This window comes from Pirellulales bacterium, from assembly GCA_019636345.1.
Classification (GTDB): Bacteria; Planctomycetota; Planctomycetia; order Pirellulales; family Lacipirellulaceae.
On sequence record JAHBXQ010000002.1, the window covers coordinates 865172 to 876977 of the forward strand.

Here is an 11806-nt window from a genome sequence, read left to right on the forward strand (position 1 = left end):
TCACGGCAGTCTAGCGGGAATTGGCAATTCGGCCAACTTCAGTTGCTGCAGAAGCTATCAGCTATCAAGCGGCCGGGGAAGGAGGGACTGCCGCGGCTTTCCGCCCTCCCCCGGCCGCCTTCCCCCGTCGTCAAAAGTGCGTCGGCTCGCGGCGCAGGAACTCGCCGTGGCCCATCTCGCCGACGAACTTGCCGTCGCGGACCTGCACCTTGCCGCGAACCGCGACCGTCTCGGGACGGCCTTCGATCTGCCACCCCTCGAACGCACTGTAATCGACCGCCATTTCCTGCTCAGTCTGGGCGATTCGGCCGCGGTAGGCCGGGTCCCAGACGACGAGGTCGGCGTCGCTGCCCGGCTGGATCGTCCCCTTGCGGGGGTAAAGGCCGAACAGTTTCGCGGCCTGCGTGCTGGCCGCGTCGACGAACGTGGCCAGATCGATTCGCCCCGTCGCCACCCCGTGCGTGTAGAGCAGGGTCACGCGGTGCTCGACCGAGGGGATGCCGTTGGGAATCTTCGTGAAGTCGCCGCGGCCCATCTCCTTCTGCCCGGCGAAGTCGAACGGAGCGTGGTCGGTCGCCACGGTGCTGATCAGTCGCGACCGCAGCGCGTTCCACAACACCGGCTGCTGTCGCACGTCGCGCAGCGGGGGAGACATGACGTACTTGGCGCCCTCGAAGTCGGGCAACTCGGCGTACGACTTGTCGACCACGAGGTAGGGAATCACCGTCTCGACCCAGGCGTTCACCCCGCGCAGGTGGGCCGCCTGCACCGCCGCGAGCGCCTCGCCGCACGAGGTGTGAACGCAGTAGACGTGGGCGCCGGTCAGTTCGGCGAACGTCATCAGGTGGTGCACACCTTCGGCCTCGACTCGCGGGGGACGCGACGGCTCATGCCACTCAGGACCCGTCTTGCCCTCGGCCAGCAGCCGCTTCTGCAACTCGGACACCAGCGTCTCGTTCTCGCAGTGGGCGGTGACGATCAGCCCCAACTCCTTGGCCAGCGACAGCGTGGCGAACAGCTCGCCGTCGTCGACGCCGAACGCCCCCTTGTAGGCCAGAAACACCTTCAGCGACGCGATTCCGCGGTTGGCGATCTCGCGGATCGCCGCGGCCGTCTCTCCGTCGAACCGCGACACCCCCATGTGAAACGTGTAGTCGCAGGCCGAGGGTTCTCCCTTGCCGAGCCATAGCTCGAACGCCGCCAGCGGATCGTCCCCGCGGGCCGGGCAGCACATCTCGATCAGCGTGGTCGTCCCGCCGACCAGCGCCGCCCGACTGGCCGAAGCGTAGTCGTCCTTGGCGTACGTCCCCATGAAGGGGAGATAGATGTGGACGTGCGGGTCGATGAACCCGGGAAAGACCAGCTTGCCCGCGGCGTCGATCAACTCGGCCCCCGCCGGCGCCGCCAGCTTGGGCCCGACCGCGGCGATCGTCTCCCCCTCGACAAGCACGTCGCCGACGAAATCGGCCTCGGCCGTAACGATGCGGCCCCCTTGGATCAACAGCGCCATCGTTGGGTCTCCGGCGGTGGTTTGTGGCGTTCAGCCGCTTGTCTTAACATCCTGGGCGCGAGTTGGGAAACGGTTTTTCTCAGGACCGGCAGCAGCGCCGGCCGGCGAACAGGCCGCCGACACGACACGAAAAAAGCCGGCGGACTCGCAAGTCCGCCGGCTCGATGGGGTCTGTCGGATCGTTTCGTCGAAGTCGAGACGGTCGCTAGAACAGCCAATACTCCTCGCCCGCCAGGGCCGCGGCGAACGCGTCGTCGCCGACCTCGTCGGTCTTGAAATCCTGATCTCGCTCGCGACGAATCCCGCGCCGGCTGGCGGCGAACTCGCCGAAGGCGTCGTCGCGACGGCTGGCTTCCTGCTGACGCACGGACTCGTGCGCCTTGGCGCCGAAGCGATGCGAGCGAAGCAGCATGGGCGCGTCTGTCGTCCGGACCTGCGAGCCGACGGCGAACTGGGCCGCTCCGACGAGTTGCGGATCGGCCGGGTCGACGACAAGCGCGGCCTCGGAGACCGGCGCCGCGGCGACGCTGGCGGAGATTGCGACGCCGAGCGTGGCTGCTTGGCCGAACTCCGCGTTCCAGTTTGTAATCGACGAGCCTCCTTCGCCGCGTTGGATGGCCAGGAAGTCGCCTCCGTCGACGATGCCGCTGAAATTCACGTCGGCGCTCGGGACGCTCGCCGCCAGGACTGCCGCCTCGGTCGAACCGTAACGGAGCTTCCAATCCAGGAGATCGGCCGAGTTCACCGCGCCGTCGCCGGTGGCGTCGCCTTGGCTGTGCGTGGCCCCGGACGTCCGTCCGGCGTTGCGCTGCCAAGTGAGGAAGTCGCTGCCGTTGACGGCGCCGTCATTGTTAAAATCGCTGGGCGCAGCGACGAACAACGGGGCCGGCGCCGGACCGAGGTTGTAGGCATAGTCCTCGACCTCGCCGACAGTCGCAAAGCCGGTAAGCCCCAGATTTTTTACGCCGTAACGGAACCGGGCATACACGATACTCGTCGCATCTGCCGGGAAGAACACGGAGAAGACGTTGTCGCCCTGGACGAGCAGCTGGTTGAGAAAGACTCGCTCGCCCGGGTCGTTGAAGTCGCCGTCGCCGTTGAAGTCCATCCAGCCCTGCAAGAAACCGCCCGAATACGAGGCGGTGACCGTCACCAGATTGTTCATCCCCCGCTGCAGCGACGCGAACACGACGCCATCGTCGTCGTTCAGGCCGACGAGATCGTCGCCAGTGGCGGTGGCGTTTGGCTGGCCGTCGAGTTCGCCGTCGATGCGGGTTCCCAGGTAATACAGCGAGCCGATCAGATGACTCGGGCCGTTCTGACTAGCCAGCGTCGGGTAGAGATTGCTGGGCAAATCGCCCCAATCGCGATCGGCCAGATTGCGGACGCCGAAGTTGCGGTTCGTAACGATTTGACCCGCCACGACCGTTTGCACGTAGCTGGAGCTTGCCGGGGTCGTAATGGCGTAGCCGGCCGGGGTTTCAATCCGTATGACGTGCGTTCCTGGAGTCAGAGTGGCGAACAGGTACGCCCCAGAGCTGCCGGTGGTCGTGAACGTCTCGCCGACGTCGTAGGAGTTGTTGCCGTTGGCGTCGATGTAGACCCGAATCCCGGAGACCCCCGACTCTGTGCCGTCAAAGGCGGCGTTGTTGTTCACGTCGCCGAACACAGTTCCGAACAGCGACGCGGTCGTTGCACCGCCGCCGCCGCCGCCGCCACCACCGCCACCACCGCCGCCACCGCCACCGCCGCCGCCGCCGCCACCGTTCGTCGGGGCAGCGAAGCCGAAGTTGACGCCGGACTTATTATCGCCCTGCTGGAGGAACACGAACTGTGTTCCAGTGGCCGGGGTGCTGGGAGCGAGCGCGGTCGTGTTCAGCACGCCGACTTGAAAGAACCCGCCGGTCTGCAGCAACTCGAAGAAGGCGTCGGCGATGATCCCCGGAGCGATGTCGCTCAAATCGAACGAGTAACCACCCGTGGTGGGGTCGGAAATCGCGATCGGGTCGATCCCCGCGTCGAAGACCTGATTCTGGTTGACGTCGAAGTAAACGACCATGTCGCCCAGCACCGAATCGCCGGAGTCGAACGTGGCGCTGCTGTTGATGTCGACGTAGATTGTTCCCGAAAGCTGAAAACCGGGCGACGCCGGATCGACGCCCGGGTCGATCGTGAAGTTGTTGCCGGTCACGACCTCGTTGACATCGGCAATCGTCACGTTGAAGGACATCGGCGTCCCGGCCGTGATCGTCATCCCGTCCTTGAGCGAGGCGGGATCGACGCGGATGTTCCATTCGCCCGGGGCGAGGTCGAAGTAGTAATTCCCGTCGAAGCCTGTCTGGAAATAGGGTTCAAACGAATCGCGAACGCCGTTGTCGCCCGCCTGACCGACGCGCTCGGCGTAAAGGATGATCCCGGGGGCGAACTTCTCCTGGGTCGGATTGGCAAATCGGATCGTGTCGCCGTTGGCGTCGATGTCCTCGATGAAGCGATCGAAGTTGTCGAACGTCCCGTCGCGGTTTTCGTCAATACCCACCGCGCCGATGATCCGCCCAGTGTTGCGGATCGACTGGCCGTGAAACGACACCTCGACGCTAATGCTGCCGTCGGCGTCGCCGTAGTTCTCGACGACCAATTGCCAAGTTCCATTGGAGCGTTCGCCCCAATGGCGGTTGGTGCTGAAAGTCCACGAGTCGAAGTTGCCCGGGCTTAGCGTGGCGATCGTGTTCATGCCCGGCAGATCGGCCAGATAAATGCGATTCGTCGCCGGCAGATACCAGTGGTTGAGCTCGGAATGCGTGCCGTCCGGGGAGATCAACGTCAACCGCATCGTATTGCCAGTCAGCCCGCCGGTGGTCGAAACTTCAATTTCGACCCATTCGACGGCCATCGTGTTGATTTCCGGGACCGTCAGCGCGAGTACCGAAGAGCCGCGATTCGAGAACGCCGGGAAGTCTTCCGGCGGACTATTCCCCAATTGAAACGTGCCAGTGTAGTAGTCGTTCTCAATGTTTTGGTTGGCGCCGCCAAAGCCCCCGGGGATGAAGATGGGCGGAACGCCGTCGCCTGAAAGTGTGATGCCGTTCTGCACTGCGATGAATCCCGTGCTGGCGGCGCGGTACGTCACTTCGCTCTGCTGACCGCCGATCGATTTCCAGTTTTTCGCGAGCTCGACCGCCAGCGAGGCGTTCACGAGGCCATGAGCGTAGCCGTATTCCGTCACCCCGGCCCGCGCCGCGCTGACGGTGTAGCCGGCGCCGTTGGAGAACAGCGGCAATGGCTTCTCGGTCGACTGGACGGACAACGGGAAGTCGTCCCCTTCCAGCGGGTCGCGCCAAACCTCGAACTGATTCGTGATCCAACTTGGATCGTCGGCTTCGATGTTTGTCGACGAGCGCACCAAAATCGACTGCACGTCGCGATAAGTCAGGTTCGGATTGGCCTGCAGCATCAAGGCCACGACGCCGGCGGCGATCGGGGTCGAGCCCGAAGTGCCGTTGAACCGCGACGTATAATCCAGGTCCGCGAGGTAGTCGCCGTCAAACCCGAGCAGAGTCGTCGGGGGCTCGGTCGACGTGTTGTAGCCGAGGTTTCCTGTGCGGTCAGTCGTCGTCAGACCGCTTCCCAGTGAACTGATGCTGACCGTGCCGTCGCGGTTGATCGCCAACGGGGTGGAGCCAGTCGGAGCCACGACCAACACGCTTGATGCCAGCTCAGGATAGGTCGTCCTGGTGCCGTCGACGTTGGCTGGGCGTCCGTCATGGTCGACGCCGCCGACGCCGATCGTGTATCGCGAGGTCACGTAGGCGTCGTAGTTGGCCGAGTCGCCCGAACTGCTGCCGTTGCCGGCGGCCCACATGTGGATTGTGCCAAGTCCGCCGCGACCGAAGTACACCGAATTGCGGAGCGCCGTCTCGACCAGCGGGCCGGTATAGCCGACCTGACCGGGACCGTCGACCGGTCCCCAGCTGTTGTTATAGATCGCGATGTCCTGGGGGCGATGAAACAGGGCTTGCGCCTCAGTGAGGTCGCTTTGGTTGACCCCCAACAAGCGAATGCCGGCGATGCTTGCCTCGTAGGCTACGCCGGCGACACCCAGATTGTTGTTGCCCACCGCGGCGGCCAAGCCTGCGACGGCCGTGCCGTGATTGTCGTTGCTCCCTGCCGCTGGCGTCGGGTTGTTGTCGTTGCCGACGTAGTCGTAGCTCAAATCGGCGCGGATGTTGCCGGCCAAGTCGGGGTGATTCATCTGCAGCCCGTCGTCAACGATGCCGATGACGACGCCCTTGCCGGTGTAGCCGGCGGCCCAGGCGTCCAGAACGTTCGCATCAATCCCGGGTACGCCGCGAATGAACTGAAAGTCCGGGCTGCCGACGATCTGGCCGTAGTTGAACAAATGCCACTGGTCAGGAAACAGCGGATCGTTCGGCACCGAGCGGCGCACGGTCCCTGTCGAGACCAGCGGATAGAAGAAGTTCACGTCGAGCGAACTGGACAGCGAGTCGACCACGGTGCCCAGCGAAAAGTCGCCGACGTCGACGACATAAGTGTCCGAGACGATCCCCGTCGCGCCGGCCACGGCTAACCCCGTGGAAGCGGCCAATTGCGCAGCGGAGACGCCCGGCATCGTCATCACGACCCAACTGGTCGTCGCGGCGAGTTGCTCGGACGTGTATTGTTCCAAATTGGCTGCGCGGGCCCAGGACGAGTCGATCTCCGCCGCCAGCGGATCGGCGACCGGGACCAAAGTGATCTGGTACGGAGTTTGCGAGGCCAGATTCGCCGTCATGACGCGCCGGTCTTCGAGCGACTCGAAGCCAAGCTGACGACGTTGCTTGCGGCTGACCCCAAACGGGCGCCGCGCTTTGGCGGAATGAACAAGATCAGTCGCGCGACGACTCAAGGAAAAAAACACGGCGAGACGCCTCTAGTAAGAAGTACTCGAAAAAATGCCTGTTCCGTAGGTGGGAGCCGAAATTCGCAGTGAGCGTCCCATGACGCGACGCATCCGATCGACGTTACGGGGCGAGCGATCAGCGGCCAAGCGCCAGGAGAATCGCCGCAAACCCATAATTGCCCATCTGTTGAGAGTAGTCACCCTCGAAAAGACCGTCAAATCTTTCGTAAACCGGCGATCTGGACTTTTGGACTTGTCTCGGATCGGGAATCTGGCCGTTGGCGCCATTCCTTCCCCTAATCGGGAGGGACAGGCTTCCCGCGCCTGTCTGGCGCGAGCAGTCGTGACATGGGTCCGGGCCATTCCGCCTTATCACCGGCCGATTTCAACCCCAAAACGCACGCCGCGGGTCTGCGAAACTGTTCGGATTATTCCGAAAACCCTGATTATCCGGTTGGCGACGGGCCGATACCCAACTCCAAGCGGGCACTAGGTCCGCTTCGCAGGGCTGCATCCAGCGCGACCCGAGCCAGAAAGCTCGGGTCGCTAGCCGCCTCGGCGGGGGGCTCGGCGAGATCGCGCGGTGAACCGCGCGAGGCACGTCATACCGGGGGGGATTTTAGGGATGAACCGGCTCATCTTTTCGCTTTCGGCGGCAGTGGTCGCGCAAGCGACACTTGTGGCAACACCCAGCGGTGCGCAATCGACGCGTATCCCTGATCCCTTCAGTTCGGGGGCGCCCGCGGCGATGCCCGCCTCCCCGCTTGCGGGGGGGATGCCGGCGACCGCCGGGGGATCCTATATGGACGTCTACGGCAACCCCATTGTGTTGCCCGCCCAATACTGCGCCCCGGATCAGGCTTACGGCGCTTGCCAGCCTGGAGCCGGCGATGGGCTCTACGCCGACTTCGGCGGATACAGTATGCCCGATCAGGTCGGGCCTCATTACTTCGACGTCTCCGCCGAGGCCGTCTTCCTGCGGCCCGATGGGTTGCTCGACGGAATTGGACCGCTGTCGACGATCGGCCTGGGCAACACGGACGACACGCTCCCCTCTCCAGCTACGGGTTTGAACGACTACGAGGCGGGATGGCGAATCGCCCTGCGGTACGACTTGGGGCCGCTGTCAGTGCTCGAAGCGACCTACACGGGACTGTACGACATCGGCTTCACTTCCAGCGTGACCGCCGAGAACAATGACTTGTTCTCGGCGTTTTCGAACTTCGGCCTCAATAACACGTTTCTCGAACTCGACAACGCTTCGGTTCATCGGTTTTCCTACGATTCCGACCTCCAGAGCACTGAGTTCACCTACCGGCGATACTGGGTCGGGGCCAATCCGCGGATCAGCGGAACCTTGCTCACGGGCTTTCGTTATGTGCGGATGACCGAGCAGATGGCGTTCTTCGGCAGCGGCCTGAACGGATCCGGAACAATCGCCCTGAACTCGGAGAACGACCTGCTCGGCGGCCAATTTGGCGGTGACGGTTGGATCGGCCTGCGTCAAGGCTTGCGTTTTGGCGTCGAAGGAAAAGCGGGGGTTTACAACAATCGCTTCAAGCTGGCCAAGACTGGCGTGTTCTCGGCTGCGACCCCCGACTTCGTCGCCGCGGCCGAGGGCAATCAGGTCGCCTTCGTCGGCGAGTCGCGGGCCCTGCTCGTGGCCGATATCCTGCCAAGCTGGTCGCTCCGCGGCGGTTACGAGGTGCTCTACATCAGCAGCCTCGCCACCGTCGGCTCGAATCTGTCGACGACCGCCCCCAGTTCGATCCTGGTCAACTCGCAGGGAGACGCTCTCTACCACGGCTTCACGGCGGGATTTGAGTACGTCTGGTAAACAAGGACAAATCGCGGGATTTGGAACCCGCGGTATAGCTCCCGGGCGAGGCAGGCTATAATTGGGATAAGCAGTGCGAACCTTGCGGGGCCGATTCGGCTCCTCGCGAGGACGTACGCGGCTCGGCGCTCTCGCGCCGAACGCTGCTGAACAAAAAGCCTCGTCCTTGGAGCACGCCCCCGGCCTTGAGCATTCCCGATCGCAACCACAGCGTCGACAGCGAGTCCGCCGTCTTGGTGGGCGTCAAGCTGTCGGGACAAGACAACTTTGACGAAGAGCTCGACGAGCTGACCGGCCTAGCCGAAACCGCCGGGGCGGTCGTTGTCGGCAAGGCGACCCAGCGCCGGCAGGCGCCCGATCCGGCGACCTACGTCGGGCACGGCAAGGTCGACGAGCTCAAGCTGCTGGTCGACGCCACCGAGGCCGACGTCGTCATCTTCGACAACGATCTCGCCCCCGGGCAGGGGCGCAATCTCGAACAGGCCCTCGGCGTGAAGGTCCTCGACCGCACCGAGGTCATTCTCGACATCTTCTCGACGCGGGCCCAGACCCACGAGTCGCGCTTGGCCGTCGAACTGGCCCAGCTCGAGTACTCGCTCCCGCGGCTCAAGCGGATGTGGACCCACCTCTCGCGGCTCAAGATGGGGGTCGGCATGCGCGGCCCGGGCGAGAAGCAACTCGAAACCGACCGCCGGCTTGTCGAGCGCCGCATCGTCGAACTGCGCCGCGACCTCGACAAGGTGCTCAAGCGCAAAGAGCGCGAGGTCGCCGCCCGGCACGATCGGATGACCGTCTCGCTGGTCGGCTACACGAACGCGGGCAAGAGCACGCTGCTCAACAAACTGACCGACTCGGACGTGCTGGCCGAGGACAAGCTGTTCGCCACGCTCGACACGCGGACCCGCCGGTGGATGCTTCCCGGCTGGGGGCCGGTGCTGCTGTCCGACACGGTCGGATTCATCCGCGACCTGCCGCATCAACTCATTGCCAGCTTCAAGGCGACGCTCGAGGAGGCCCGGCAGGCTGATCTGCTGCTCCATGTGGCCGATGCGGCCAACCCCGCGGCGCTCGAGCAGATCAAGTCGGTCTACGGCGTGCTCCACGAACTGGGGATCGAGGAGAAGGACACGGTGTTGGTGCTCAACAAGGTTGATCGGGTCGACGACCCGGGCCGGCTCGAGGCGCTCCGCAACCGGTATCCCAACGCCGTGCCGATCAGCGCTAAGAGCGGCGACGGCCTCCACCGGCTGGCCGCGGCGGTCAGCGACGCCCTCAGCCACGACTTCCTCGACCTGGAGATAAGCTTCCCCGCGGGCAACGGCAAGCTGCTGGCCGTGCTTGCCCAGTTCGGCGACGTGCTCAGTCGCACGTACGCCGAGGACCGTGTCGCGGTCCACGTCCGTCTCGCCCGCAAGTACCTGGGGCGAATCCACGAACACCCTGACGCCGAGATCAAACCGCATCGCAACGGGCAGAGCAATTCGTCGTCGACCGCCCGCCCGGCGAGCGACCGCGCCGCGGACATCGGCGACGTGGCGTAGCGAGGCTTCCGGCCTGTCGCTTCACGAACTGGGACCCTCGATTGCCGAGGCTTTGCCGCCGGCTTCGGATTGCCGATACTGCTGGAGTTGCGATTCGAGCGCTTTGCGATCGCTCACGTCGGTGAACGTGCCGAGAAGCCCCTTGAGTTCGCCCGTCGGCGCCGAAAGCGTGGTCCGGCTGGCGACCACCGTCCGGGCGCCGGCAGGAAGCCGATGGACCTCTTCGGCGACCAGCGGCTCCGTGGCGCACAGCACGTGCGCTACGTGGCGCGGATCCCGCCCCGGATAGTCTTCGTCCCACGGCAGATCGCGATCGGTTCGGCCGACGATCTCGCGCGGGTCGTCGAACCCGACGTGGCGCGCGAACGCCTCGTTGCAGCCTTCGTACACCCCGTCGACGTTCTGCCAGTAGACGGGCGTCGGCAAGGCGGCCAGCACCGAGTCGAGGTGGGCCTGCTTCTCGCGGGTTTCGGCCGTTCGCTGGGCGACGCGAATTTCGAGCAGGCTGCACTCCCGCTGCAGCGAAACCTGCAGGATCGCAAGCGACCGCAGATGACGCTGGCTCTGCGCGACCCCCCACAGCAGAAACGCCGTCTCGAACAACACCCACGCGGAGTGTTCCATCGTCCGCCACGGCGCCGCGGCCAGCACGCCGAAGACCGATTCCGGCCAGAACAGCCCGCGAACCAAATGATCGATCGCCACCAGCGCGACGGCAGGCAGAAAGACCCACCGATCACGATAGAACGCCAGGATCGCCAGCGAACCGAACACGTGAAAATGGGTCTCGATCCGCCCCCCCGTCAGGTGGATCAGCAGCGCCGAGTACATGACCTGGGCTGAGCTCACGACGAATCGCGTCAACCAACGGTCGTTGGCGTAACGCACCAGCGCCGCCGGCCAGACGGTCAGCAGACCTCCCAAGGCCACCGCGGCGAAGACATGGATGTGGACGCGGTGCTCGACGCCGCTCCACGCCAACGGCGAAATCCAGATCGCCAGCGCGACGGCCAGCGCCCATTCGCAGGCCAATAGCCGGACGAGGACGACGTTCGTGTGCTGGCGCAGCGTGTCCAGTTCCGAGTGATACACTCGGTCGGCCATCGCCGTCTCGTCCGGCGTCAAGGCGTGTTGCTTCTGGGAGTCGAGCAGCATGATGTTACAGTTCTGCCGAAGGGTTCATATCAAGGCTGCAGCCATAGACGGGAGCGGTCGAGACGGGGACGCGACGTCCTTGCACTGCCGCGAGTACGGCGTCGGCCCCGGTGCAGTCCCCTTCATGACCTCGCGACGGCGTGATGCCGCCGCTGAACAGGGGAACTCCGTCGGGGCCGTACAGCACTGTCGCCCCCGAGGTGCATAACCCCAGTCGTGCCGCGATCTGGCCGTTGTCGTCGACGATCAGTTGAGCGTTTGCGACGCTCTGCGCCCGAGCCGCCAGCGGCGTGCGTTCCCAGTCTGCGGGCGCCCGACTCGGGCGATACGCCAGCATCGTGACGGACATTTGCGACCCGGTCCGCGCGAGCAGCCGTTCCAGTTGCCGGACCGACGCCGTCGAGCAGGGACATTTCGGATGGACCGCCATCACCAAACGATAGGGCGCCAGATCCTCACGGTCAGGGAGCCCGGAGTCCTGTTCGTGACACGCGAATTGCATGGCGCCGGGAGCTTGCTTGTAGATCATCAGCGCGGCGAGCGTGCCCAGGCAGAGCACGGCCCACGCCAGCGTGACGAGCGTCAACGGCTTCAGCGCCAGGCTGTGGCGCCCGGGTGCAGGCGCAACGGTCCCGACGCCGCCTAGCGATTGATCTGGGGGAGATGCGTCGTTCATAAGAGTTCGTCCGCCCGTTCGACCGACCGGATTCGCGAAATGCGCAATTCTCCGGGCAGGTCGTTCAACTCTAGGACCGCCTCGGCGAAACTCGGCACGTTCTGCGGTTGTTCGCATCACGAGCCTCCGCACGGCAGGGGCGACAGTCCGCACAACCCGACGAATGTGCACGATCGAAACGACCCTGCAG

At 64.7% G+C, this 11806-nt stretch carries 6 protein-coding genes; 2 read left to right on the forward strand and 4 right to left on the reverse strand.

Going from position 1 to position 11806, the window contains the following annotated elements; genetic code table 11:
• Positions 1–130: 130 nt before the first annotated feature.
• The gene (hydA, locus tag KF688_07335) at positions 131–1510 is read right to left on the reverse strand and encodes a dihydropyrimidinase (GenBank protein MBX3425473.1); all 1380 of its coding nucleotides are present in this window, start codon (positions 1508–1510) and stop codon (positions 131–133) included.
• Positions 1511–1715: 205 nt separating this feature from the next.
• Entirely contained in the window at positions 1716–6299 is a 4584-nt protein-coding gene (locus KF688_07340; GenBank protein ID MBX3425474.1) for a S8 family serine peptidase, read from the reverse strand.
• A gap of 856 nt (positions 6300–7155) precedes the next feature.
• On the opposite strand from KF688_07340, the gene KF688_07345 reads away from it, so the two are divergent.
• Together KF688_07345 and hflX are read left to right on the forward strand one after the other, a co-directional pair.
• Positions 7156–8244: a hypothetical protein gene (locus KF688_07345; GenBank protein ID MBX3425475.1), complete on the forward strand. Its 1089-nt coding sequence runs from the start codon at positions 7156–7158 to the stop codon at positions 8242–8244.
• Between the two features lie 185 nt (positions 8245–8429).
• Entirely contained in the window at positions 8430–9785 is a 1356-nt protein-coding gene (gene hflX, locus KF688_07350; protein ID MBX3425476.1) for a GTPase HflX, read from the forward strand.
• A 21-nt stretch (positions 9786–9806) separates the two neighbouring features.
• On the opposite strand, the gene KF688_07355 is transcribed toward hflX, so the two are convergent.
• Together KF688_07355 and KF688_07360 are read right to left on the reverse strand one after the other, a co-directional pair.
• Entirely contained in the window at positions 9807–10940 is a 1134-nt protein-coding gene (locus tag KF688_07355) for a PAS domain-containing protein (GenBank protein MBX3425477.1), read from the reverse strand.
• A gap of 4 nt (positions 10941–10944) precedes the next feature.
• The gene (locus KF688_07360) at positions 10945–11616 is read right to left on the reverse strand and encodes a hypothetical protein (protein MBX3425478.1); all 672 of its coding nucleotides are present in this window, start codon (positions 11614–11616) and stop codon (positions 10945–10947) included.
• Between the last annotated feature and the right edge of the window lie 190 nt (positions 11617–11806).

Excerpts from the sequence above, each read along its gene's own strand:
- KF688_07355 (MBX3425477.1), bottom strand. The coding sequence starts at position 10,940 with ATGCTGCTCGACTCCCAGAAGCAACACGCCTTGACGCCGGACGAGACG.
- KF688_07345 (MBX3425475.1), top strand. The coding sequence starts at position 7,156 with ATGCCCGCCTCCCCGCTTGCGGGGGGGATGCCGGCGACCGCCGGGGGA.
- KF688_07360 (MBX3425478.1), bottom strand. The coding sequence starts at position 11,616 with ATGAACGACGCATCTCCCCCAGATCAATCGCTAGGCGGCGTCGGGACC.
- KF688_07340 (MBX3425474.1), bottom strand. The coding sequence starts at position 6,299 with ATGACGGCGAATCTGGCCTCGCAAACTCCGTACCAGATCACTTTGGTC.
- hydA (MBX3425473.1), bottom strand. The coding sequence starts at position 1,510 with ATGGCGCTGTTGATCCAAGGGGGCCGCATCGTTACGGCCGAGGCCGAT.